This is a genomic window from Mesorhizobium sp. B3-1-9 (assembly GCF_006439595.1).
In the GTDB taxonomy this organism is placed as follows: Bacteria; Pseudomonadota; Alphaproteobacteria; order Rhizobiales; family Rhizobiaceae; genus Mesorhizobium.
This window is the reverse complement of record NZ_VFTJ01000019.1, coordinates 78309-101291: the sequence shown is the minus strand read 5'-3', so window position 1 is coordinate 101291 and position 22983 is coordinate 78309. Positions and strand designations below refer to the sequence as shown.

Below are 22983 nucleotides of genomic sequence, written 5' to 3'. Positions count from 1 at the left end.
CTTTTTGCCGTCAATGCTCGTCCAGCAACGCTCCCTTCCTTTCCCTCCGGAGGGGGGAAAGGTGGCGCTGCGAAGCAGCGACGGATTGGGGGAACCACCTGGCAATCAAGCCTCGGCCTGATCGGTCACGCCAGAAGATGCGTGCATCGCGTAGCCGCCTTCGTGGGGCGAGGAATTGGCGCCTGCTTGTTCATTTGCATCACTGCCTGAAAACATGCAGACATGGCGTCCGACGCGAGCGGTGCCAGGGGAATCAGCATGGTGGCGGTAGAGACAGTGCAGCGGGCATCGGGGCGCGGCATCTGGGGCTGGATGTTCTTCGACTGGGCGGCGCAGCCTTTCTTCACCGTCGTCACCACCTTCATCTTCGGGCCCTATTTCGTCTCGCGCATGGCGAGCGATCCGACCGCCGGGCAGGCCGCCTGGGGCTATGGCATTGCCGCCGCGGGCCTGGTCATCGCGGTGCTCTCCCCGGTGCTCGGCTCGATCGCCGACCAGACCGGGCCGCGCAAGCCGTGGATCGCCTTCTTCGCGACGATCAAGATCGTCAGCCTCAGCCTGCTGTGGTTCGCCGCACCCGGCTCGAATCTCTTCCTGGTCGTGCTCTTGTTCTCGCTGGCTTCGGTGGCGGCCGAATTCTCCACCGTGTTCAACGATTCCATGATGCCGCGGCTGGTGCCGAAGGAAGAGATCGGCCGGATATCCAACATGGCCTGGGGGCTCGGCTATCTCGGCGGCATGATCGCGCTGATCTTCGTGGTGCTGTTCCTGGCGGGCAATCTCGAAACCGGCAAGACGCTCATCGGCCTCGATCCATTGTTCGGACTCGATCCGAAGCTCGGGGAGGACGCGCGCTTCACCGGGCCGATGTCCGCCGGCTGGTATTTCCTGTTCATCCTGCCGATGTTCTTCTTCACGCCGGACGCCAGCAAGGGAATCCCGATCGGCCCGGCGGTGCGCGAGGGCCTGTCCGAGTTGAAGTCTACTCTGGTGGAAGTGCGCCAGCGCAGCGGCATCCTGCGCTTCCTGCTGGCGCGCATGATCTATCAGGACGGCGTCAATGCGCTGCTCGCGCTCGGCGGCACCTTCGCGGCCGGCATGTTCCGCTGGTCGATCACCGAGATCGGCCTGTTCGGCATCATCCTCAACGTCGTCGCCATCTTCGGCTGCTGGATCGCCGCGCGGCTCGATACCGCGCTCGGCTCGAAGCACGTGGTGATGATCGCGCTGGTGATGCTGTCGGTCGCCACGATCGGCGTCGTCTCGACCGGTCCGGGCTTCACGCTGCTCGGCCTGATCCCGCTGTCGACCGCGGATTCCGGCGGCCTGTTCGGCACCGCGGCCGAAAAGGCCTATATCCTCTATGGCCTGCTGATCGGGCTCGCTTTCGGGCCGGTGCAGGCATCGTCGCGTTCCTACATGGCGCGCAGCGTGACTGCCGCCGAGTCGGGCCGCTATTTCGGCATCTACGCGCTGGCGGGACGCGCGACCAGCTTCCTGGCGCCGTTCATGGTGGCGACCATCACCACGATGAGCGATTCACCACGGCTCGGCATGGCGGCGATCATCCTGTTCCTCGGCGTCGGCATGGCGATCCTGGTGGGGACGCCCTATCCGGCGGACAAGCCGAAAGAGATGCTTCGATAATTCTACTCCGCTGGCCGCTTGCCGCGGTTTTCTGCGCTCCGGTGCTCACGGACCTGAATGTCCGCTCCGCTCGGTTCTCGAAAACCGCACCAATCGACTCAGCGGAGCGAATTCTTGAAGCATCTCCGCGCTGAGCATCAATGCCGGAAGTGCCGTACGCCTGTGAACACCATGGCGATGCCGTGCTCGTCGGCGGCGGCGATGACGTCCTCGTCGCGCATCGAGCCGCCGGGCTGGATGACGGCCGTGGCGCCGGCCTCGATCGCCGAGAGAAGGCCGTCGGCGAAGGGGAAGAAAGCGTCGGAGGCAACGACGGAGCCCTTGGTCAGCGGTTCGGCGAGGTCGGCGGCTTCCGCCGCGTCGAGCGCCTTGCGGGCGGCGATGCGCGAGGAATCGACGCGGCTCATCTGGCCAGCACCGATGCCGACCGTGGCGCCGTCCTTGGCATAGACGATGGCGTTCGACTTGACGTGCTTGGCGATGCGGAAGGCGAACTTGAGGTCTGCCAGTTCGGCCGGCGTCGGCGCGCGCTTCGTCACCACCTTCAGCTCGAGATCGTCGACCACGGCGTTGTCGCGGCTTTGCACCAGCAGCCCGCCCGCGACGGACTTGACCATCGTACCGGCGGCGCGCGGATCGGGCAGGCCGCCGGTGACCAGCAGGCGCAGGTTCTTCTTCGCGGCGACGATCGCGGCTGCCTCGTCGGTCGCGTTGGGCGCGATGATGACCTCGGTGAAGGTTTTCACGATCTCCTGCGCCGCCTCGGCGTCGAGGATGCGGTTCATGGAGACGATGCCGCCAAAGGCCGAGACCGGATCGCAGGCCAGCGCCTTGGCATAGGCCGCCTTGAGCGTTTCACCCTCGGCGACACCGCAAGGGTTGGCGTGCTTGATGATGGCGATCGCCGCCGAGCGGGCGGGATCGAACTCGCCGACCAGCTCGAAGGCCGCGTCGGTGTCGTTGATGTTGTTGTAGGAGAGCTGCTTGCCCTGCAGCTGCTTTGCCGTCGCCACACCCGGCCGTTTGTCGCCCGACAAGTAGAAGCCCGCGTTCTGGTGCGGGTTCTCGCCGTAGCGCATCACCTGGTCGAGACGGCCGCCGAAGGCGCGCCAGGTCGGGTGCTCGATCTGCAGCGCCTCGGCGAACCAGCCGGAGATCGCGGCGTCATAGGTGGCGGTGCGGGCAAAGGCCTTGGCCGCAAGCATCTTGCGGAAGTCGAGCGACAGCGAGCCGAGATTCATCTCCAGCGCGTTGACGACGGGCGCATAGTCGGCCGGATCGGTGACGATGGCGACATAGGCGTGGTTCTTGGCCGAGGCGCGGATCATCGCCGGTCCACCAATGTCGATGTTCTCGACGATCGAGGCATAGCCGGCGCCGGAGTGGCGGACCTCTTCAAACGGGTAGAGGTTCGAGACGACAAGGTCGATCGGCTCGATGCGATGGTCGCGCATGGCCTTGGCATGCTCGGCATCGTCGCGGATGCCGAGCAGCGCGCCATGCACCGACGGATGCAAGGTCTTCACCCGGCCGTCCATGATCTCGGGAAAGCCGGTGAGCTCGGAAACGTCGCGCACAGCCAGGCCCGCCTCGGCGATGGCCTTCGCCGTGCCGCCCGTCGAAACCAGCTCGACGCCGGCGGCGGCGAGCGCCTTGGCAAAGTCGATGAGCCCGGTCTTGTCGAAGACGGAAAGCAGCGCACGGCGCACCGGAACGAGATCGGGCGCCGGAATGTTTTTCGTGGGCACGGCCATGGGCGGGCGGCCTTTCAGAGCTGTTGGACGGGACGTTGGCCGGCCCTAGCATATGAGCCCCGGAAATCAAGTGAGTCTCGGAAATCAAGCGCGCGGCCGGATTTGTCGGGAATTCAGTTGTTCTCGGGATGGCCCGCAATGCCGGTGCGGGTCAGCTGCCAGTGGACTTCGGCAACCTCCGAGGCCTTGAAGGAGAGCACGATCTGCCGGCTGCGGCGCGGGCCGCTCAGTCCGGCGAAGTAGATCGATTCCTCGACCTCCGGCACCACTTCGGCGCAGGTGAAGACCCAGGTGTCGCCCTGCGCGGCTGCGAGCGTCAGGCGGTCGTGGTCGTCCTGCAGCAGGCTGATGTCGGGGTGGACGTGGAAGCGCACCGTGACGAAGTCGCGGCCGTTGTTGCGGATCGCGGCATTGCCCGGGCGCAGGAAACGGTCGCGGCCGGCAAGCACGTTGCCGTTCGTGGTCAGCTTCAGCTCGCGCTCATGCAGGAAACCGAATTGCTGGGCATAGCCGTCGTGGCGGGCGACGAAGCCGTGCACGCCCTTCTGGTCGAGGCGCTTGCAGGGCACGTGCTGCGGGCCGCCGATCAGCGGCGAGCCCAGCAGGTCGCTGACGCGCAGCGAATGGCTGAAGCGCGCCGACGAGGTGTCGTTGAGCGTAGCGGTCGAATGCGCGGCGGTGGCGCGCGCCAGCGGCCGGAATTCCGGGGCGCCGTAGGTGTCGATGCCGGCATTGACGATGAAGTGCTGGCGCCCAGAGGAGAGTTCGAAGGCGAGGCAGCCGGCGTGCGCGGCGTTGGAGACGTCGACCGGCGGCGGCAGGCCGGTGTCGGCGATCACCGTCACGCCGCCCATCGACAGGCGCTCGTAGCCGGAGTGCGGCGCGTGCAGCAGCGGCGCGCCCGCCGTGTCGTCATGGCGCATGATGGTGGCGATGCGGTCGTGGATGGTGGCGCCCATGCCGTTGAAGCGGGCGAGACTGCCGTCCTGGTGGCGAAAGAAACGCAGCGCCGGCAACATGCGGTCGATGGCGCCGATCAAGGCCGACGGCGGCGCCTCGGCCTGGTTGGCATAGGTCTGGCGCAACGGCAGAAGGTCGGCCAGCAGCTCCAGCACCGCCATCGGCTTGCGCGAGATATGGCCGCCATCGGGCAGGATCTGATGTTCCAGCTCCTCGGCCAGGTTGCGTGTCGCGGCGCGCAGCGCCGAGGCCGGCGCCGGCAGAGACAGCGCGGCGAAGGCAAGCGCGATGCGGGCGCGCAGCCTGGCCTCGCCATCCGGCATCTCGCGCGCCATCGAGCGGAGATAGCGGATCTGCACGGCGAGCGATTTCAGGAAGGCGCGATAGAAGGGGAATTCGGCGCCTTGAAGCACCACCGAGGAATGCTGCAGCCAGGCGATCACCCGTTTGGCCGTCGTGCCCGGCTCCCAGGCGATGCCGGAGATCTGGTTGCCGTGCATGGCGATCCAGTCGGTGACGAGCGCCCTGGCGTTGGCGGCGGCAAGCTCGGTGCCGGTGGCGCGCATGTGGCGCAGCCAGCGGAAGCCATGCAGCGATTTCTGCCAGCCGCGGTTGGGCACGTCGAGCTGGAAGGGCGATGTGCCGCCGGTCTCGACCAGATGGCCGGACAGCGGGTAGCGGCCGTAATAGATCTCCAGCGCGATCTGCGGATCGGCGAGCCGCAGATCCGGCGGCGCGATCAGGACACGTTCGGGCGTGCGGCCGGAATAGCGCCAGCGATAGACCGGGCCGGCGCGGAGGCGCCGGCGCGTTTTGCGCCAGAACTCCCTCGCGACAAGCGTCCATAGACGCGTCGTGCTGCCGGCAACAAGTGCCAATAGCCCTCCTGATGTCCCCATAACCCGAGCACAAGCTTATGCGATTCAAGAACTTATGCGAAGGCGGATTTCGCCGAAGTGAACCAATTCACGCGGCCGCGGCCGGGTCTTCCCTAAAAAAGTCAGCAAGTTTTATGAGATAACGTTTCAATCGGTCCGTCTCATCCGCGCGGCAAAGAAGCCGTCCAAGCCCGAAATCCCGGGCGATTCCAGCGCGAGGTCCGCGGGCGTGGTGCGCAGCGTGCCCTCCGGCGTCAGGAATGGGTCGATATCGGCAATTTCGCCAGGCCGGATCGGATCGGCGCCCACGCCGGGGTTCCCGGCGAGGAAATCGCGATAGAGCTCCTCGCCTTCGATCGGGTCGAGCGAGCAGTTGGAAAAGACGATGCGGCCGCCGGGCCTGACGAGACCGACGGCATGGGCAAGCAGCCGGCGCTGGAGATCGGCGAGCTTTTCGACATCCGCCATGGTCTTGGTCCAGGGCACGTCGGGATGGCGGCGCACCGTGCCGGTCGAGGAGCAGGGCGCGTCGAGCAGCACGGCGTCGAACAATTGCGCCGGCCGGCAATCCAGAAGGTCGGTCTGGACGAGTTCGGCGATCAGGCCGAGGCGGTCGAGATTCTGCTTCAGCCGCGCCAGCCGGTTCTTCGAGGTGTCGACCGCGGTCACCTCGGCGCCGGCCAGGATAAGCTGCGCCGTCTTGCCGCCGGGCGCGGCGCACAGGTCGGCGACGCGCTGTCCGCGGATGTCGCCGAACAGGCGCGCCGGCAGGCTTGCCGCGGTATCCTGCACCCACCATGCACCGTCGGCGAAACCGGGCAGGTCGATGACATTGGCGGAGAGCTTTTCGACACGCACCGTGCCGGTCGGCAGCACGATGCCGCCCAGGCGCTCGGCCCAGAGCGCCGGATCGGCCTTGACCGTGAAATCGACTGGCGCCTCATGACGATGCGCGGCAAGAATGGCGCGCGCCCTGTCGGCTCCGTAGGCGGCGGTCAGCCGCTGCGAAAACCATTGCGGCGCCTCGCTGGTCGCAGCGAGCGCCGGGGCAAGCTCGGCCTCCTTGGCGCGCGCCAGCGAGCGCAGCACCCCGTTGACGAGGCCGGAGAAGCGCAGTGTTCGCGGATCGGACTTGGCGTGGGTCACGGCTAGGTCGACGGCGGCGCTGTCGGGAACATCGAGGAACAGGATCTGCGCGGCGGCGACGGTGAGGATATGCGAGAGCGCGGTGGCGTTGGCCGGCAGCGGCTTTTCCAGCCGCCTGGCCAGCAGCCCGGCAATGGTCATGCGATAGCGCAGCGCGGTGACCAGGATGGCGCGTACCAGCGCCCGGTCGCGGCCGTCCAGCGCCCTGTATTGCGGGTGGCCGTGCTCGTTGTCGGTCAGGCCATCGAGCGGCGTATGCGCGTCGATGACGGCGGCAAGCAGGCGCGCGGCCGCCTTGCGCGCGGCAAGGCCGGCGACGTTCTCGTCGCCATTCTTGTGTTGCGGATTGCCTGGCTGTCCGCGCCTCGGCGGCGTCACGACCAGGGACCCTTCGGCCGGGCATTGCGCGGTCCGGTCGGGTTGCGGCCCCAGGGATTGGGCTTCGGCGGCGCCGGCTCAGCCTCTGGGGCCGCGTCTGCCGGCTTGCCCCACGGCCCCGCCGACGGCTCCTCGGGCTGGATGGGTGGCGCGGAAGCCTTGCGCCGATTGGCCGGCGCGGCGCCACCCATCGCGCGCGCCATCTCCTGCAGGGCAGCGATGCGGTTCTCCGTGTTCGGATGGGTCGAGAACAGATTGTCCATGCGCTCGCCGTGAAGCGGGTTGATGATGAAAAGATGCGCCATAGCCGGGTTGCGCTCGGCGTCCGGATTGGGAATCTGTTCGGCACCGCGCGCGATCTTGTTGAGCGCCGAAGCAAGCCATAGCGGGTGACCGCAGATCTCGGCGCCGCGCCGGTCGGCTTCGTATTCGCGCGTGCGGCTCACCGCCATCTGCACGATCATGGCGGCGAAGGGCGCGACGATCATCGCCACAAGCACGCCGACGAAGCCGAACGGGTTGTTGTTCTCCCGGCTGCCGCCGAGGAAGAAGGCGAAATTGCCGAGCATCGAGATGGCGCCGGCGAGCGTCGCCACGATCGTCATGGTCAGCGTGTCGCGATGCTGCACATGCGCAAGCTCGTGCGCCATCACCGCCGCGACCTCTTCATGGGAGAGCCGCTCGAGCAGGCCCGTGGACGCCGCCACCGCGGCATTCTCGGGGTTGCGGCCGGTGGCGAAGGCGTTGGGCTGCGGGTTGTCGATCAGATAGGTCTTCGGCATGGGCAGCCCGGCCTGCTTGGCCAGCGCCTGGACGATCGCGTAATATTCCGGCGCGTTCTTCTCGTCGACCTCGACGGCGCGGTTCATCGACAGCACCATCTTGTCGGCGTTCCAATAGCTGAACAGATTGGTGCCGGCGGCGATCAGAAGCGCGATGACCATGCCGCCCGGGCCGCCGATCAGATAACCGACGCCCATGAACAGCGCCGTCATTGCGGCGAGAAGCATGGTGGTGCGAAGCGTGTTCATCGTTTCATCCGTCTGACGTGATGTCGGAGAGGGCCAGAGCATCGGACCGAAAAGTGAATCCGGTTTTCGGAGTATTCCGATGCTCACCAATAGGGGTCGATCCTTCTGGTATCATGGCTATATGATGGGAGAGGCCGGTCTTCGTTTCAATCGGCGGGAGTATCGCATGACCGAAGAGCCAAGCAAAACCGGAGCAGTTGCAACGACCGAAGAGCTGCAAAAAGCGCCGACGCCCGAAGCGCAGCGGGCGTTAGCAGAGGCTGAAGCGCGTCGTCAAAAGTATCGAGCGGCGGAAGCGCAGTTGCCGAAGGAAATCGGCGGCCGCGGCGGCAAGGAACCTGGCCGCTACGGCGACTGGGAAGTCAAGGGTCTCACCAGCGACTTTTAAGCAACGGCACGCTCGGGCGCGAAGGCGATCCAGCCATTGTCGTCCGTCGCGATGGCGATTTCGTCGTAGGAACGGATTGTCGGGTGCGACGTGACGAGCGGGTGGACATGCGTGGCGCTGATCACCATCACCGAGGCGCCGGAAGCCTCGCCCGCCGCTATGCCCGCCGGCGCATCCTCGAAGACCAGGCAGTCGCGCGCCTCGACGCCGAGACGCCTTGCCGCCAGAAGGAAGCAGTCCGGCGCCGGCTTGCCATGGGTGACGTCTTCGGCGGTCACCATCATGGCGGGAACCGGGATGCCGGCCGCCTTGATGCGCAGCAGCGCCAGCTCGCGCGGCGCCGAGGTGACGATCGCCCAGCGCTCCGGCGGCAGCGATTGCAAAAACGCAACGGCGCCGGGGATCGGGACGATGCCTTCGAGGTCATCCGCCTCGGCCTTGAGCAGCAAATCCGCCTCCGCCAGCGGATCGACATCCGGAAGCCTCAGCGCGGCGATCGTCTCGCGCGCGCGCCTGCCATGGATCGTGGGCAGGAAAGCCGCCACATCGAGGCCATGCCTGTTTGCCCATGCCGTCCACACCCGTTCCGCCGCGGCGATCGAGTTGAGCACCGTGCCGTCCATGTCGAACAGGAAGGCGGCGAATTTTGAGCCTGCAAACATCGGATGTCCTGGAGAATCGTTTTCGGGGAGGGGCGAAACGCGAAGCGCAGTTTAGACCGGGCAGGACCGCCTGAGAAGGGAGCAGGTCAGCGTTGATAGAACGCTGACCTGCTCTCACTTTTTGCTTTTACGCAATTGCGGACGGAAGGCTACGGCGAAGTCGCAGAGCCCAACCGCTGCGCACTTTCCTGAATTGCTCCAGATGCCGCCATTTCGACTCGGCGCCGGAACCAGCCCCGGCTCGCGGCGTTGAACAGGCAGTCTTTCCAAAATCACCAAGGGGGGCATGCGATGCTGATCCGGCTCGGCTATGAAATCGCCATCGAATGCGCGGCGGTGACGCCGATCATCTCGCTTCTCGACATTCATGCCGAACGGCATGCCGACATCAAGCGGCAGACGCGGGTTCTGACCTCGCCCTCGGTGCCGACCCGGACCTATCGCGACCGCCACGGCAATATCTGCCGTCGCTTCACGGCGCCCGCCGGAAGCTTCCGCATCCTCTACGATGCGGCGATCGAGGACAGCGGCGAGACCGACGAAGTCAATACATTGGCGCGCGAAACGCCGGTCGCGGAACTGCCTGACGACGTGCTGGTCTATCTGCTCGGCAGCCGCTACTGCGAGACCGACCACCTCAGCGACATCGCCTGGCAGCTTTTCGGCCATTTGCCGCCTGGCTGGGCGCGGGTGCAGGCGATCGTCGATTATGTCAACAGCAGGCTTTCCTTCGGCTACGGCTATGCGCGCGCCACGCGCACGGCGGCCCAGGCGCATGAGGAGCGCGTCGGCGTGTGCCGCGACTTCGCGCATCTGGCGATCGCGCTTTGCCGATGCATCAACATTCCGGCCCGCTACGTGAACGGCTATCTCGGCGATATCGGCGTGCCGGCCGATCCGGCACCAATGGACTTCTCGGCCTGGATGGAAGTTTTTCTCGACGGCAAATGGTATACGTTCGATCCGCGCCACAACTGTCCGCGCATCGGCCGCGTCGTCATTGCGCGCGGCCGCGATGCCACCGACGTGCCGCTGCTGCACAGTTTCGGTCCGCATCAGCTCAGCCTGTTCAAGGTCTGGACCTACGAGCAGGAAGGCAACCGCTTCAATCCTCCGCATCATGGCATCGATCGGACGGTCAGCGCGCAGATGCTCCTTTGATATTCATACCGGCCTGAAACTCTATCTCAACAGACCCTGCGCTGCGCCTGTTTCATGGCTGCCGCTGACCCGCTTCGGCACAGTTCGATTGTGCCGAAGAGAGAACGACCGCGACAGCCTTCGAGATCATGGTAAGCACTTCATGAAGGTCGCTTGGCCAGCGTATTTTCGTTTACTTCCCGTTCACTCTGGTAGTTGCCGAAACCCAGCAAAAACAATTGATTAACCTGCCGTTAAGCGTCTTTCGGCGGCCGACGGCCGGGTCTGGCCGAAATCCTGCAGCGCCTTTGTCATGCGGCACGGGTGCCGCAAGAGTGGAGGCGGAAGAGATGCGGCAGTTCAGAGGTGTCGTTCGTGGGGTGGACGACTTTACGCGCAATCGCGAAGGCAATTTCGCGGTTCTGTTCGGAGCTGCTGCATCGGTCCTCGCGCTGGGGGTGGGATTCGCGGTCAATATCTCGCAGCTCTACAACGCCAGATCGAGCCTGCAGGGCGTCGTCGACGCCGCTGTGACCTCGACGGCCCGCGATCTCACCCTCGGCGTCATCACCGAAGCCGACGCCAACAAGACGGTGCAGGCGTTCCTCGACGCCAACAGCGCGGCCGGCATCCTGCAGGCCAACCGGATCGTGCTGGACAAACTCACCGTCGACAGGACGGCCAGCACGGTGAAGGCGGATGTGCACACCGATCTCGGCCTCTATTTCCCCCTGTTCAGCATCGGCGACATGCAACGGGTGACGTCCTCGACCACGGCGCTCTATTCGGACAAGACGGTCGAGGTGGCGATGATGCTCGACGTCACCGGTTCGATGGCGGGCCAGAAGATCAAGGACCTGAGAACCGCGGCGAGCAACGCGGTCAATTCCTTCCTCACCGGCCAGAACGCCGCCAATCCGCGGGTGCGGGTGGCGATCGTGCCTTATGCCAATTCGGTCAATGTCGGCTCGCTCGCCGCAAGCACGGTCTTTGTCGAGACCAAGGCCAGCGAGCGCAAGCAGGCGCCCGGCAATGACGATCCGAAGTTTGTCTCGGCGTCGACGCGGCCGGACAACTGCGCCACCGAGCGCAAGGGCGCCTACCAGTATTCCGATGCCGGGCCCGATGTCAGCATGGTCAACCGCGACCTCTACCTGTCCGACTTCGCCAAGCAGTCCCGCACACGAGCCTGTCCGGTCGCGTCAATACAGCCGCTGACCACGGATGCCTCGGCTCTGAACAACGTCATCAAGGACCTCGATGCCTCCGGCGGCACGGCGGGCCATATCGGCGTGCAGTGGGCCTGGTACATGCTCTCCGAAAACTGGGGCAGCGTGATGAAGGCCTCGGAACGGCCGGCGAAGATGGATCCGAAGAAGGTCGCAAAATACGTGATCCTGATGACGGATGGCGAATTCAACCTGTCCTATTTCGACGCCGACGGCCCGGATCAGGTTTATAACGACGCCGGCAAGGTTGAGACACGCGCGGCGGCGACGACGCTCTGCGCGGCGATGCGCGACCAAGGCATCGAGATATTCACCATCGGCTTTGCCCTTACGGAGAAGAACGCCAAGTCGACGCTGCAATCCTGCGCCAGCCCCGATAGCGGCAACAACAAGCATTTCTATCAGGCGGCCAACGGTACCGAGCTCGACCAGGCGTTTCAGGATATCGTGCGCAACATCGACAATCTCTCAATCACCAAATAGCGGGCGCCATGTAGCGCCAGGTAGCTGGAAGCCTCCGCTCGATGCCCCAAACGGAAAAGGCCGCCGCTTCTTGACGAAGCCGGCGGCCTTCCGTGTTTCCGTCCATGACGCGGCTTCTGGCGGCAACCCCATCGGGCTACCCGCCGCGCGTCTCGCGCCTTAACGGGAAGACTGCTTCCCGGAAGTGCAATCCGCAGAGCTCACGTTATGGAAAACGAAATCACTCGACATCGGATCACCTCCTTTCAGTTCGTTGAACACACTCAGATGATGGGGTGCGCCGCGGCAAAAGACAAGATGACGCCACGGAATGGTCGTGCCACGAGCCGGGAAACTGCTCTTGCGGTGCTTTTGCGCAACAGATCGGGATTGCGGTCTACAGGTCGGTGGACGACAGTGCGGCTTTGGGGGCGACATAGCGGGAGGTGGGAATGGACGCCGCCGACAGAGCCGCGCGGATCGTACGCAAGGTCGTCGAAACGCTGAAGCCGGGTTTTGCGGTCCGGCTGTGGACCGGCGAGCGGATCGGACCCGCCAGCGGTCCGGTGCTTGCCATCAACGATCAGGACATCGTCTGGCAACTGGTTCGCCGGCCGACCTTCTCGACGCTGGTGGAGATGTGGATTTCCAAGACCGTCGATATCGAAGAGGGCACGCTGTTCGATTTCTATGCCCTGCCTTCGCAAGGCAAGCTCAAGACGAAGCTCAAATCCCTGCCCAAGCTGGCGATCCTGCGCGACCTGCCGGCTGTGCTGTTTTCGCGCAAGCAGATGACGGCGCGCAGCGACCTTTCCGGCCGCAAGCCTTTCGTCAGCGGATCGAACAAGGAGGCGATCCAGCACCATTACGACATTTCGAATGATTTCTACCGACTCTTCCTCGACGAGCGCATGGTCTACAGTTGCGGCTATTTCCACGATTTCGCCAATGGCATCGACCAGGCGCAAGTCGACAAGCTCGACCACATCTGCCGCAAGCTCAGGCTCGAGCCCGGCGAAAGGCTGCTCGACATCGGCTGCGGCTGGGGCGCAATGCTTATCCATGCGGCGAAGAATTACGGCGTCTTCGGCCATGGCGTCTCGCTGTCGCAAGCCCAGACCGACCTTGCCCGCGAGCGCATTCGCGCCGAGGGGCTGGAGGATCGCATCACCATCGAGATAAAATCCTATGCCGAACTCTCAGGCACGTTCGACAAGATATCGTCGATCGGCATGTTCGAGCATCTGGGGCTCGCCAATCACGACGCCTACTTCTCGACCGTCCATCGCCTGCTGAAACCCGGCGGGATCTATCTGCATCACGCCATCACCAGGCGCAGCAAGGGCGACATCCGCAAGACGCTGCGCAAGGGGCCGGAATACAAGGCCCTGATCAAATACATCTTTCCTGGCGGCGAGCTCGATACGATCGGCATGACGCTCGGCAATCTCGAGGCGCACGGCTTCCTCGTCTATGACGTGGAGAACCTGCGCGAGCATTATGCGCAAACCTGCCGCCTGTGGGCGGAGCGTCTGCATGCGCGCTTCGACGAAGCGGTCGCCGAGGTCGGCGAGCCCAAGGCGCGGCTGTGGCTGCTCTATCTGACGGGTTGCTCGATCACCTTCCAGCGCGCCTCGGCGCAGATTTTTCAGACTGTCGCCACCAGGCGCGCCCGCGGCCCGAGCGGCCTGCCACCGACACGGGCGGATTTGTACAGGTAGACCCGGCCCGCTTCAGTCCATCAAGCGCATCGGCGCGCCGAGTTCGATCCGCGCCGGCTGGTCGACGGTGCAGTAGACGCCGAGATTGTGGGCGTTGTGGCGCACCAGGTTGCGCAGGATGCCGGGATCGGTGTCGAAACCGTCCTGGGCGATGATGGTGAAGCCGCAGCGGCGGCAGGGCTCGGAGACGGTGAGCTCGAGATCGCCGACCGCGAGTTTCCTGCCGATCCATTCCGTCTCCGGAAAGGCGCCTTCGACCGGGTCCATATTGACGACGATGTTGGGGCGGAAGCGGCGCGGATCGGGTGTGCCCTCGGGATGTAGCGCTTTCAGCCGGGACAGCGAGGCGGTGGTGAGCAGATGGATCGGCGCCTTGGCGTAGCGGGCCTCGGTCAGCGGACCGGCATAGGAGGGCGCCGCGTTCTGCGCACCGAACGGTCGGATCGCGGCCTCGAAGCCGAGGAAGGCGGATACCGCGCGGTCGCTTTCCGGATCGGGCGCGGGCAGCCAGCCGCCGCCGGGCACGGCCACTTCGAGCCGCCATTCCTTGCTCATCGGGTCCTCGCTCAACCGGGTGCGGATCAGCGGCACCTTGTGCCATCTGGCCTCGCGGTCGGGCCTGGCGATCTCGCCGTCGGAAGCATCGACCAGTCCGAACAGCCGGTCGCCGTCGACGGTCTTCAGCCCGACGGAGATGGCATCCAGCCGCTCGCCGGCGAGCGAACTCGCCGGGTAGCGCCAGAGCTGGCTGACGGTGCCGAGATCGCCGGTCATCAGCCCTTCTTGTTCTGCCGGTTGGCGACGAGGTCGTCGACCACGGCGGGATCGGCCAGCGTCGAGGTGTCGCCCAGCGCGCCGAAATCGTCCTCGGCGATCTTGCGCAGAATGCGGCGCATGATCTTGCCGGAGCGGGTTTTCGGCAGGCCGGGCGCGAACTGGATCTTGTCGGGCGAAGCAATGGCGCCGATCTCCTTGCGGACATGCGCGATCAGTTCCTTGCGCAGCTCCTCGCTCGGCTCCATGCCCTTCATCAGGGTGACGTAGCTGTAGATGCCCTGGCCCTTGATGTCGTGCGGGTAGCCGACGACGGCGGCTTCCGACACTTTCTCGTGGCTGACCAGCGCCGATTCGACTTCCGCCGTGCCCATGCGGTGGCCGGAGACGTTGATGACGTCGTCGACGCGGCCGGTGATCCAGTAGTAGCCGTCCTCGTCGCGGCGGCAGCCGTCGCCGGTGAAGTACTTACCCTTGTAGGTCGAGAAATAGGTCTGCACGAAGCGGTCGTGGTCGCCATAGACGGTGCGCATCTGACCGGGCCAGGAATCGGTGATGCAGAGATTGCCGTCGGCGGCTCCTTCGAGCACCTTGCCCTCACCGTCGATCAGTTCCGGCTTGACGCCGAAGAAGGGCCGAGTCGCCGAGCCTGCCTTGAGGTCGGTGGCGCCGGGCAGCGGCGTGATCAGGATGCCGCCGGTCTCGGTCTGCCACCATGTGTCGACGATCGGCACCTTGCCGTTGCCGACGACATTGAAATACCACTCCCAGGCTTCCGGATTGATCGGCTCGCCGACCGAGCCGAGTACGCGCAGCGATTTGCGCGAGGTCTTCTTCACATGGCTGTCGCCGGCGCCCATCAGCGCGCGCAACGCCGTCGGCGCGGTGTAGAAGATGTTGACCTTGTGCTTGTCGATGACTTCCCAGAAGCGCGACTGCGAGGGATAGTTCGGCACGCCTTCGAACATCAGCGTCGTGGCGCCGTTGGCCAAGGGCCCGTAGACGATATAGCTGTGGCCCGTCACCCAGCCGACATCGGCCGTGCACCAGTAGATGTCGCCGTCATGGTAGTCGAAGACATATTGGTGCGTCATCGAGGCATAGACGAGATAGCCGGCCGTGGTGTGCAGCACGCCCTTCGGCTTGCCGGTCGAGCCGGAGGTGTAGAGGATGAAAAGCGGGTCTTCCGCCTTCATTTTCTCCGGCTTGCAGTCGGCCTTCACCGTGGCGATCTCGTCGTGGTACCAGACGTCGCGGCCGGGCGCCCAGCCGACCTTGCCGCCGGTGCGGCGTACGACGACCACGTTCTTCACCCGCACATGATGCTTGGCGGCGATTTCGATCGCCTTGTCGGTGTTCTCTTTCAGCGGGATCGGCTTGCCGCCGCGCAGGCCCTCGTCGGCGGTGATGACGAAGGTCGATTCGCAGTCGACGATGCGGCCGGCCAGCGCGTCCGGCGAGAAGCCGCCGAAGACGATCGAATGGATGGCGCCGATGCGCGTGCAGGCAAGCATCGCATAGGCGGCCTCGGGGATCATAGGCATGTAGATGGTGACGCGGTCGCCTTTCTTGACGCCGTGCTTCTTCATCACATTGGCGAGCCGGCAGACATGCGCGTGAAGCTCATTGTAGGTGATCTTCTTGTCGTCGTAGGGGTTGTCGCCTTCCCAGATGATCGCGGTCTGGTCGCCGCGCTTCTTCAGGTGGCGGTCGATGCAATTGTAGGAGACGTTGGTCAGCCCGTCCTCGAACCACTTGATCGAGACCTTGCCGTCGAAGGAAGTGTTCTTGACCTTGGTGAAGGGCTTGAACCAGTCGATCCGCTTGCCATGCTTGCCCCAGAACTTGTCCGGATTTTTCACGCTGTCGGCATACCATTTGAGATAGGTATCGTTGTCGATCAACGCGTTCTTCTTCCACGCCGGCTGGACGCGGTGGACATGCACATCGGACATTTTTCAGCTTTCCTCCCGAACCATTCCACCGGCTTGGGCCGCCGGCGGCATCGCGGCGAAGCGGCCGCGAATTTGCGGGCATTATTAACAGTTCCGCCGTGACGGCAATATTAGACGTTGGATTCGCGCGGCGGGATGACGCATGGTCAAGCGCAAAGCCCTGTCAGCACTCTCGCTTTACGGCTGCTAACCGCCTGTTTTAATGGCAAAAATTTTGAAAAAGCTCGAAAAAATCCATAGACAGTTAAGCAACCGTGCGCACAATTCAGCGTTGGGAGGAAGGAGAATCAACCAAGGAAACGCAATGCGCGACAATTCCGAAATGGACCTGATGCTCAAGGGGTATGGGCTGACCACGGCCAAGATCCTTTACCACTACCCGGACCACCCGCACCTGCTGCAAAGCTTTGTCTGGCAGGACTACGACATAGCTCCGAAATTCCCGGTGCTGATCCGCTTCATCGAATTCTGGAAGACCAAGCTCGACGGCCCGCTGCACTCGGTCACCTACACGCATCACAAGCTGATCGCGCCGAATGAATGGCGGAAGGTGGATGGGGAGTTCCTGGTACATTAGGTGCAGGTTTTATCGATCGTCAGTGATTGGCGGAAATGTCCGTCGCTTCGTCATCCACGGGCGAAGCAAGGAGCGAAGCGGCGTCGCGAAGACCCGAGGATCCATTCCGTGACTTCGAAACGTTGCGGCGATCCAGAATTCTGCTCCGCCGCGCTCTGCGATCAAGGTAACGGCATGGATCCTCGGGTCTTCGCGACGCCGCTTCGCGGCTGCTTCGCCCGTGGATGACGAAGCTCGGAGGGCGGCCGCTAATCGCAAGCGTTCACGCTCGCCCTAATAGGGACGGGTCGACACGTGGTCAAACCGCTGGCGGGTTTAGCCGGGCGAAGCCTTCCTGGCGCCGATAGGGGAAGTAGGGATAGGGCGCGGTCACGGCGCTCGCTTCATCGAGCGCCTTGATCTGCTCAGGCGTCAGCGCCCAGCCGACGGCGCCGAGATTCTGCCGCAACTGCTCCTCGTTGCGCGCGCCGATGATGACCGACGACACGGTCGGCCGCCGCAAGAGCCAGTTGATGGCGACCTGCGGCACGGTCTTGCCGGTCTCGGCGGCGACCGCTTCCAGCACATCGACCACCTTGAAAAGATGCTCGTCCTCGACCGGCGGGCCGAAGCTGGCGGTGTCGTGCAGCCGGCTCTTTTCCGGCAAGGGCTGTCCGCGGCGGATCTTGCCGGTGAGCCGGCCCCAGCCGAGCGGGCTCCACACCAGCGCGCCGACGCCCTGGTCGAGGCCGAGCGGCATCAGCTCCCACTCATAGTCGCGCCCGACCAGCGAATAGTAGACCTGATGCGCGACGTAGCGCGGGTAGCCGTGCTTTTCCGCCAGGCCGAGCGATTTCATCACCTGCCAGCCGGAGAAGTTTGAGACGCCGACATAGCGCAGCTTACCTTGGCGCACGAGGTCGTCCAGCGCCGACAGCACCTCCTCGACCGGCGTCGAGGCGTCGAAGGCATGAAGCTGCAGCAGGTCGATATAATCGGTGCCGAGGCGCTTCAGCGCCGCGTCGACGGAGCGGATCAGGCGCGAGCGCGACGAACCCCAGTCGGCCGGGCCGTCGCCCATCGGCAGGGACGTCTTGGTCGAGATCAGCACCGCGTCGCGGCGACCCTTGATGGCCTCGCCAAGCACCTCTTCCGAGGCGCCGTTCGAATAGACATCGGCCGTGTCGAAGAGATTGACGCCCGCCTCCAGGCAGATGTCGACCAGCCGTCGCGCCTCCTTGGCGTCGCTGTTGCCCCAGTGGCCAAAGAGCGGGCCGGAGCCGCCGAAGGTACCGGCGCCGAAGGAAAGCGCCGGCACTTTCAGGCCGGAAGCGCCGAGAGGTCGATAGTCCATGATTTTTCTCCTTGGGATGTCGAAGGCGGAATTCGGCCGCTCAGCACTGCGCCGTGACCGGCTTGCCGATGGCGCGGCCGCGTTCGAGGCGCAGCGCCACGAGCACCACGCCGAGCGCGGCAAGCGGCACCAGGCCGGCAACGAGAGGGACGGCGCCGAGGCCGGGGCCGTGGTCGATGACGAAGCCGCCGAGCCAGGCGCCAATGGCGTTGCCGAGATTGAAGGCGGCGATGTTGAAGGAAGACGCAAGGCCCTGGCCGGCGCCCTCGGCCTTCTCCAGCACCCACATCTGCAGCGGCGCGACGGTGGCGAAGGCGGCAGCGCCCAGCAGGCCGACGGCGATGATCGCCATGATCGGCTGATGGATCGCCGCGGCCATGACGAACAGCACCGCCGACAGCGCGACCAGCGTGCCAATAACCGTCGGCACCAGATGCCGGTCGGCGAGGCGTCCACCGAGCAGGTTGCCCGCGACCAATCCGCCGCCGAAGACGAGCAGGATCGGCGACACGGACGCTTCGGAAAAGCCGCTGACGCGGGTGAGGATCGGCGCCAGATAGGTGAAGGCGGCAAAGACGCCGACCCAGCTCAGCACCGTAGTCAAAAGGCCAAGCAGCACCGGCCGGCGGCCGAGCACGGCGAGCGTGCCTTCAGCGCTTTCCGCCTCGTCCGCGGCGGCCGGCTCGTCGCGCGGCACCAGCAATGCGATCACGGCAAAGGCGACGACGCCCACAAGTGTGACGGCGAGGAAGGTGGAGCGCCAGCCATAGGCCTGGCCGAGCCAGGTGCCAAACGGCACGCCAAGGATGTTGGCGACGGTGAGGCCGGTGAACATCAGCGCGATGGCCGAGGCCTTCCTGTTGGGCGCGACGAGGCTGGTCGCGACGACGGAGCCGACGCCGAAGAAGGAAGCGTGGGCGAAGGCGGTCAGCACACGCGCCGCCATCAGCGTCCAGTAGTCGGGCGCCAGCGCACAGGCGAGGTTGCCGACGGTGAAGACAACCATCAGGGCAAGCAGCAAGGTCTTGCGCGGCAGGCGTCCAGTCAAGGCGCCAAGCAGCGGCGCGCCGACGACGACGCCCAGCGCATAGCCGGAAATAAGCAGGCCCGCGGCCGAGATCGAGACGCCGAGATCGGCGCTGACATCGAGCAGCAGGCCCATGATGACGAATTCGGTGACGCCGATGCCGAAGGCGCCGGCGGTGAGGGCATAAAGAGCAAGAGGCATGGCTGCGGTCCGGTTGATCAGGAAGGGACGCTCAGTCCCGCGCCCCGGGCGGAAGATCGTGATCCGCCAAGCTGTGAACCAGCCTTGCGTCCGGCATATTTTCTGTGAAATAGATTCACGAATGGCGAGACCCGACATCAACCGCTCCGGCGAGATCGAAGTGTTCGTCCGCGTCGTCGAGGCGGGCAGCTTCTCGGCCGCGGCGCGGGCGCTGCGGATGACGCCGTCGGCGGTGAGCAAGCTGATCGCGCGGCTTGAGGCGCGGCTTGGCGCACGGCTCATCAGCCGCTCGACACGCAAGCTGCAGCTGACGCCGGAAGGGGCTGCCTTCCATGACAACGGCCTGCGCATCCTCGCCGATCTCGACGCAGCCGAGCGCGAAGCGGCGGCGGGTGCAGCGCCGCGAGGCCGGCTCAGGGTCAATTCCTATGTGCCGTTCGGCCAGCACCTGCTGATGCCGTTGTTGCCGCGCTTCCTGGAGAATTATCCCGAGATTTTCGTCGAAGCCGTGCTGACCGACAGTGTGATCGATCTTCTGGAAGAGCGCGCCGATGTCGCTATCCGCGCCGGGCCGCTACGCGAGTCACGCCTGGTTGCGCGCAAGCTTGGCCAGAGCCGGATGGTCCTGGTCGCGTCGCCTGCGTATCTTGAAGCACGCGACACGCCACGCGCATTGTCCGACCTCGCTCGCCACAACATGCTGGCCTTCGGCTTCGCCAGGCATATCGAGGGCTGGCCCTTTGTCGATGCGACAGGCAAATCGATCATCATGCCGATTGTCGGAAACATGTCGCTCACCGACGGCGAAGCGATGCGGCGAACGACGCTGGCAGGAGCCGGCATAGCGCGGCTGGCGCGCTGGCATGTCGAGCCCGACATTGCCGCCGGACTGCTCGTGCCGTTGCTCGAGGAGTTCAATCCTGGCGACGAGGAGCCGACACATGCCGTCTATGTCGGCCATGGCAAGCATCTGCCGGCGCGGGTGCGGGCTTTCCTCGACTTTCTCGCGGAGACCGTTCGTCTCTGAAACGGAAAAGCCGCGCGTCCAAGGACACGCGGCTCCCGAAGGACGTCGGCTTGCTTGCGAAGACGGATTACGCCTTCGGCACGAACGGCGCCGGGCGCCGGCCGGCGCCTTGCCGCTCCAGCATCCAGCCGGGATATTCGGCAGGCAGGGCGCTCACCTCATCGAGCCTGGCGAGGTCGTCGGTGTCGAGCTTCAGACCTGTCGCGGCAAGATTTTGCTCGAGTTGGTCCATGCGGCTGGCGCCGATGATGACGCTCATCACGAAAGGCTTGGCCAGGACATAGCCAAGTGCCACGGTGGCGACGCTGACGTCGTGTTTTTTGGCAACCTCGCGCATGCCGGCGACCGCCGCCCAGGCGCGGTCCTCGTTGACCGGCGGGAAGTTGAACGAAGCGCGGCGGCCCTCGCCATTGCCCGGCGCGCCGGGACCGTATTTGCCGGAGAGCAGCCCGCCCGCCATCGGCGACCAGACCATCAGGCCAAGCTTCTCTTCGTTGATGAGCGGCACGATCTCGCGTTCGAGATCGCGGCCGGCGATCGAGTAATAGGATTGGATGGTCTCGAAACGGGCAAAGCCCTTGCGCTCGGCAATGCCCAGCGCCTTGGCGATGCGCCAAGCCTGCCAGTTGGAGACGCCGACATAGCGGACCTTGCCGCTGGCGACGAGATCGTCGAGCGCGCGCAGCGTCTCGTCGATCGGCGTCACCGTGTCGGTGCCATGCAACTGGTAGAGGTCGATATGATCGGTCTGCAGCCGCTCCAGGCTGCGGTCGACCGAATCCATGATGTGGCCGCGCGAGGAGCCGCGCTCGTTGGGCCCGTTGCCCATGGCGCCATGCACCTTAGTGGCGATGATGACGTCCGAACGCTTGACGCCGAGGTCCTTGAGCGACTGTCCCAGCAACTGCTCGGACTGGCCGAACGAATAGACGTCGGCCGTATCGAAGAAATTGACGCCGGCGGCGATCGAGCGGCCGACGATTTCGTTGACGCCCTTCTGGTCGAGGCTGGCGATCAGGCCCCATTGGGCATTCTGGCCGGCGGCGCCGAAGGTCATAGTGCCGAGGCAGAGTTCGGAAACGAACAGGCCGGTGTTGCCAAGCTGGATATAGCGCATGGTGAGCTTTCCCCGAGAAAAGGATTGAATGACATCGGGGAAATAGGAACGGACCGTTTCGTTTCAAGCGCGGGCGCAAAGAATATCGTCCGGTTGGCGGGCCGGTAACGAGATCGTGACGATTGCCAGGGCGCTCAGCTTTCCACCAAAGCGAGGATCGCGAAGGCAGTCATGCCGAATGCGACGGCGGCAAGCGGCAGCAGAATTTCGATCGTCGCCGTGCTGGCCTTCACGGGATGATCGCCAGTGTCGAACTCGCCTGCCATCCAGTCGGCGAGCGTCGTGGGTCTGCCGGCAGCGCTGATCCGGTGATGACGCCAGACACGGCCGGCGATGGCCGGCAGCACGACCGACATGACGATGAATCCAGTTACGACGAACAGCAAATAGTCGTCGGCGCCGCTGCCCGCGAAGCCGATCCAGGCCGACAACGCATAGCAGGCCGCGAGCCCCACCATGGCGAAATAGACCCAGCGGTGCAGCCCGCGGGAGACTTGCCGGTTTTGCATGGTGTGCTGGCTATGGCGTGTGGCGGTCATAGGGACCTCCTTTGCTATGAAAGGAGCCACTTGCTTCCTGTGCACGGAGCTAGCGCCAGGATTCTAGGCGACAATGCGGTGGTGTGACGCGGCCGGCCCAAGGAAAGGCCTACGCTTCCTTGAGGCGCTCCTTGCTACCGGCTGCCGAAGATCGCCGAGCCGACCCTGACGCTGGTCGCGCCGAAGGCGACGGCTGTTTCGTAGTCGCCGGACATGCCCATCGAAAGCTTGGCGACACCCGCTTCGCGAGCGAGCTTCTCCAGCAACGCGAAATGCGGGCCAGGATTCTCATCGGCCGGCGGGATGCACATAAGGCCTTCGATGGCGAGGCCGTGCACGTCGCGGCAGCGCTTGACGAAGGCGACCGCGTCGCGCGGCTCGATGCCGGCCTTTTGTGGCTCGGAGCCGGTATTGACCTGGACGTACAGCCTCGGCGCGCGGCCTTGCCTGGCGATCTCCTTGGCAAGCTCCGCGCCGATCTTCTCGCGATCGACGGTCTCGATGGCGTCGAAGAGAGCGACGGCTTCCTTGGCCTTGTTGGACTGCAGCGGGCCGATCAGATGCAGCTCCAGATCGGCAAATGCCTCTCTCAGCGCCGGCCATTTTCCCTGCGCTTCCTGCACGCGGTTCTCGCCGAAGACCCGCTGGCCTGCCTCGATGACGGGGCGGATGTCCTCGGCCGCGAAGGTCTTCGACACCGCCACAAGCGTGACGGCGCCGGCCGGGCGCTTCGCCTCGCGTTCGGCGCTCGCGATCCTCGCCTTGACCGCGTGAAGCTGCTCTACGGCGCTCGTCATGCCACTATCCTGCCCATAGTTTTAAAGCTCGCGCCGGCTCGCCGCAGTTGACGGGTCCGGCAATCCATGGTGAACACCGCGACGACATTGTCTCGGCTGCCGGCCTAGGTGTGTCGATATTCAGGTGATGCCGGCCTGCAAAGCCCGGTTTCCTGCGCTTCCGGTGCTCACGTACTTTAAGTACGCTCCGCTCCGGTTCTCGGAACCCGCCATTTTCGGCTCGGCCTGACCTGAATATCA

General features: G+C 64.8%; 19 protein-coding genes. 7 read left to right on the top strand and 12 right to left on the bottom strand.

Annotated elements, in window-relative coordinates; all coding sequences use genetic code 11:
- The first annotated feature begins 258 nt into the window (after window positions 1-258).
- Window positions 259-1647: an MFS transporter gene (locus FJW07_RS25700; protein ID WP_246680867.1), complete on the top strand. Its 1389-nt coding sequence runs from the start codon at window positions 259-261 to the stop codon at window positions 1645-1647.
- Between the two features lie 137 nt (window positions 1648-1784).
- Here the strand turns inward: FJW07_RS25700 and purH are convergent, their stop codons facing one another.
- The 4 genes from purH to htpX form a co-directional block, all read right to left on the bottom strand.
- Window positions 1785-3401 (bottom strand): bifunctional phosphoribosylaminoimidazolecarboxamide formyltransferase/IMP cyclohydrolase, encoded by a 1617-nt coding sequence (gene purH, locus FJW07_RS25695; RefSeq protein ID WP_140859242.1) that lies wholly within the window; start codon window positions 3399-3401, stop codon window positions 1785-1787.
- A 113-nt stretch (window positions 3402-3514) separates the two neighbouring features.
- The gene (locus FJW07_RS25690) at window positions 3515-5239 is read right to left on the bottom strand and encodes a heparinase II/III family protein (RefSeq protein WP_140646997.1); all 1725 of its coding nucleotides are present in this window, start codon (window positions 5237-5239) and stop codon (window positions 3515-3517) included.
- 147 nt (window positions 5240-5386) lie between these two features.
- Window positions 5387-6769, bottom strand: a complete 1383-nt coding sequence (locus FJW07_RS25685; RefSeq protein ID WP_181182721.1) for an RsmB/NOP family class I SAM-dependent RNA methyltransferase — start codon at window positions 6767-6769, stop codon at window positions 5387-5389.
- Window positions 6760-7794 (bottom strand): zinc metalloprotease HtpX, encoded by a 1035-nt coding sequence (htpX, locus tag FJW07_RS25680; protein WP_140859240.1) that lies wholly within the window; start codon window positions 7792-7794, stop codon window positions 6760-6762. The genes FJW07_RS25685 and htpX overlap by 10 nt, the downstream gene beginning before the upstream one ends.
- A 166-nt stretch (window positions 7795-7960) precedes the next feature.
- Here htpX and FJW07_RS25675 point away from each other — a divergent pair, with 166 nt between their 5' ends.
- Window positions 7961-8182, top strand: a complete 222-nt coding sequence (locus tag FJW07_RS25675; RefSeq protein ID WP_140859261.1) for a DUF1674 domain-containing protein — start codon at window positions 7961-7963, stop codon at window positions 8180-8182.
- Here the strand turns inward: FJW07_RS25675 and FJW07_RS25670 are convergent.
- Window positions 8179-8844, bottom strand: a complete 666-nt coding sequence (locus tag FJW07_RS25670; protein ID WP_140859239.1) for an HAD-IA family hydrolase — start codon at window positions 8842-8844, stop codon at window positions 8179-8181. The genes FJW07_RS25675 and FJW07_RS25670 overlap by 4 nt on opposite strands.
- Window positions 8845-9135: 291 nt before the next feature.
- On the opposite strand from FJW07_RS25670, the gene FJW07_RS25665 reads away from it, so the two are divergent.
- From FJW07_RS25665 to FJW07_RS25655, 3 genes are all read left to right on the top strand, one after another.
- Window positions 9136-10005 (top strand): transglutaminase family protein, encoded by an 870-nt coding sequence (locus tag FJW07_RS25665; protein ID WP_140646993.1) that lies wholly within the window; start codon window positions 9136-9138, stop codon window positions 10003-10005.
- Between the two features lie 329 nt (window positions 10006-10334).
- Window positions 10335-11696, top strand: coding sequence for a pilus assembly protein (locus FJW07_RS25660; protein ID WP_140859238.1), 1362 nt, complete (start codon window positions 10335-10337; stop codon window positions 11694-11696).
- Window positions 11697-12127: 431 nt separating this feature from the next.
- On the top strand, window positions 12128-13396 hold the full coding sequence (locus tag FJW07_RS25655; RefSeq protein WP_140859237.1) for a cyclopropane-fatty-acyl-phospholipid synthase family protein: 1269 nt from the start codon (window positions 12128-12130) through the stop codon (window positions 13394-13396).
- A 12-nt stretch (window positions 13397-13408) separates the two neighbouring features.
- Here the strand turns inward: FJW07_RS25655 and FJW07_RS25650 are convergent, their stop codons facing one another.
- Entirely contained in the window at window positions 13409-14170 is a 762-nt protein-coding gene (locus tag FJW07_RS25650) for an MOSC domain-containing protein (protein WP_140859236.1), read from the bottom strand.
- Window positions 14170-16125 carry an acetate--CoA ligase gene (gene acs, locus FJW07_RS25645; RefSeq protein ID WP_140859235.1) on the bottom strand — a complete coding sequence of 652 codons (1956 nt, stop codon included), beginning with the start codon at window positions 16123-16125 and terminating at the stop codon, window positions 14170-14172. Before acs ends, FJW07_RS25650 begins: the two co-directional genes overlap by 1 nt.
- 304 nt (window positions 16126-16429) lie before the next feature.
- On the opposite strand from acs, the gene FJW07_RS25640 reads away from it, so the two are divergent.
- Window positions 16430-16702, top strand: a complete 273-nt coding sequence (locus tag FJW07_RS25640) for an usg protein (RefSeq protein WP_140646989.1) — start codon at window positions 16430-16432, stop codon at window positions 16700-16702.
- A 298-nt stretch (window positions 16703-17000) separates the two neighbouring features.
- Here the strand turns inward: FJW07_RS25640 and FJW07_RS25635 are convergent, their stop codons facing one another.
- Window positions 17001-18035: an aldo/keto reductase gene (locus tag FJW07_RS25635; RefSeq protein WP_140704380.1), complete on the bottom strand. Its 1035-nt coding sequence runs from the start codon at window positions 18033-18035 to the stop codon at window positions 17001-17003.
- Between the two features lie 40 nt (window positions 18036-18075).
- Complete coding sequence (locus tag FJW07_RS25630; RefSeq protein ID WP_140859234.1) at window positions 18076-19263, bottom strand: MFS transporter; 1188 nt, start codon at window positions 19261-19263, stop codon at window positions 18076-18078.
- Between the two features lie 121 nt (window positions 19264-19384).
- Between FJW07_RS25630 and FJW07_RS25625 the strand changes: the two genes are divergently transcribed.
- Complete coding sequence (locus FJW07_RS25625; RefSeq protein ID WP_140859233.1) at window positions 19385-20290, top strand: LysR family transcriptional regulator; 906 nt, start codon at window positions 19385-19387, stop codon at window positions 20288-20290.
- A gap of 67 nt (window positions 20291-20357) precedes the next feature.
- Here the strand turns inward: FJW07_RS25625 and FJW07_RS25620 are convergent, their stop codons facing one another.
- The 3 genes from FJW07_RS25620 to FJW07_RS25610 form a co-directional block, all read right to left on the bottom strand.
- Complete coding sequence (locus tag FJW07_RS25620) at window positions 20358-21407, bottom strand: aldo/keto reductase (RefSeq protein ID WP_140859232.1); 1050 nt, start codon at window positions 21405-21407, stop codon at window positions 20358-20360.
- A gap of 134 nt (window positions 21408-21541) precedes the next feature.
- Window positions 21542-21946: a hypothetical protein gene (locus FJW07_RS25615; RefSeq protein ID WP_140658974.1), complete on the bottom strand. Its 405-nt coding sequence runs from the start codon at window positions 21944-21946 to the stop codon at window positions 21542-21544.
- A 134-nt stretch (window positions 21947-22080) separates the two neighbouring features.
- Window positions 22081-22743, bottom strand: a complete 663-nt coding sequence (locus FJW07_RS25610; RefSeq protein ID WP_140859231.1) for a YggS family pyridoxal phosphate-dependent enzyme — start codon at window positions 22741-22743, stop codon at window positions 22081-22083.
- Window positions 22744-22983 lie beyond the last annotated feature (240 nt).

Bases quoted from the DNA above. Each gene is read 5' to 3' on its own strand.
- FJW07_RS25700 (WP_246680867.1), top strand. From the start codon at position 259: ATGGTGGCGGTAGAGACAGTGCAGCGGGCATCGGGGCGCGGCATCTGG.
- purH (WP_140859242.1), bottom strand. From the start codon at position 3,401: ATGGCCGTGCCCACGAAAAACATTCCGGCGCCCGATCTCGTTCCGGTG.
- htpX (WP_140859240.1), bottom strand. From the start codon at position 7,794: ATGAACACGCTTCGCACCACCATGCTTCTCGCCGCAATGACGGCGCTG.
- FJW07_RS25675 (WP_140859261.1), top strand. From the start codon at position 7,961: ATGACCGAAGAGCCAAGCAAAACCGGAGCAGTTGCAACGACCGAAGAG.
- FJW07_RS25670 (WP_140859239.1), bottom strand. From the start codon at position 8,844: ATGTTTGCAGGCTCAAAATTCGCCGCCTTCCTGTTCGACATGGACGGC.
- FJW07_RS25665 (WP_140646993.1), top strand. From the start codon at position 9,136: ATGCTGATCCGGCTCGGCTATGAAATCGCCATCGAATGCGCGGCGGTG.
- FJW07_RS25660 (WP_140859238.1), top strand. From the start codon at position 10,335: ATGCGGCAGTTCAGAGGTGTCGTTCGTGGGGTGGACGACTTTACGCGC.
- FJW07_RS25655 (WP_140859237.1), top strand. From the start codon at position 12,128: ATGGACGCCGCCGACAGAGCCGCGCGGATCGTACGCAAGGTCGTCGAA.
- FJW07_RS25650 (WP_140859236.1), bottom strand. From the start codon at position 14,170: ATGACCGGCGATCTCGGCACCGTCAGCCAGCTCTGGCGCTACCCGGCG.
- acs (WP_140859235.1), bottom strand. From the start codon at position 16,125: ATGTCCGATGTGCATGTCCACCGCGTCCAGCCGGCGTGGAAGAAGAAC.
- FJW07_RS25640 (WP_140646989.1), top strand. From the start codon at position 16,430: ATGCGCGACAATTCCGAAATGGACCTGATGCTCAAGGGGTATGGGCTG.
- FJW07_RS25635 (WP_140704380.1), bottom strand. From the start codon at position 18,035: ATGGACTATCGACCTCTCGGCGCTTCCGGCCTGAAAGTGCCGGCGCTT.
- FJW07_RS25630 (WP_140859234.1), bottom strand. From the start codon at position 19,263: ATGCCTCTTGCTCTTTATGCCCTCACCGCCGGCGCCTTCGGCATCGGC.
- FJW07_RS25625 (WP_140859233.1), top strand. From the start codon at position 19,385: ATGGCGAGACCCGACATCAACCGCTCCGGCGAGATCGAAGTGTTCGTC.
- FJW07_RS25620 (WP_140859232.1), bottom strand. From the start codon at position 21,407: ATGCGCTATATCCAGCTTGGCAACACCGGCCTGTTCGTTTCCGAACTC.
- FJW07_RS25615 (WP_140658974.1), bottom strand. From the start codon at position 21,946: ATGACCGCCACACGCCATAGCCAGCACACCATGCAAAACCGGCAAGTC.
- FJW07_RS25610 (WP_140859231.1), bottom strand. From the start codon at position 22,743: ATGACGAGCGCCGTAGAGCAGCTTCACGCGGTCAAGGCGAGGATCGCG.